This is a genomic window from Ochrobactrum sp. SFR4, from assembly GCF_019730395.1.
Lineage (GTDB): Bacteria > Pseudomonadota > Alphaproteobacteria > Rhizobiales > Rhizobiaceae > Pseudochrobactrum.
On record NZ_JAAPBB010000653.1, the window covers coordinates 1 to 285 of the forward strand.

Genomic DNA, 285 nt, shown 5'->3' on the forward strand with positions numbered 1-285 from the left:
TGCCCGGACGGGAGGAATATTTGAACGAATAGGCCTGTGCATAGCGCACGCTGCGTACCAGTCGCATTGTGTCTTCAAAGTCTTCATCAGTTTCACCTGGGAAGCCGACAATGAAGTCACCGGACAGTGCCATATCAGGACGCACAGAGCGGATACGCTCGATCAGGCGGATATAATCTTCACCCTTATGTTTGCGGTTCATCGCTTTGAGAATACGATCGGAACCGGCCTGTACCGGCAGATGCAGATAAGGCATCAGAATATCGAGATCGCGATGAGCATTGA

At 51.2% G+C, this 285-nt stretch carries 1 protein-coding gene; it reads right to left on the bottom strand.

The window, feature by feature from the left end; translation table 11 throughout:
• Nucleotides 1-285 (bottom strand): radical SAM protein (locus tag HBA93_RS20670; protein WP_221724520.1); only part of this gene is annotated, 285 nt, incomplete at both ends.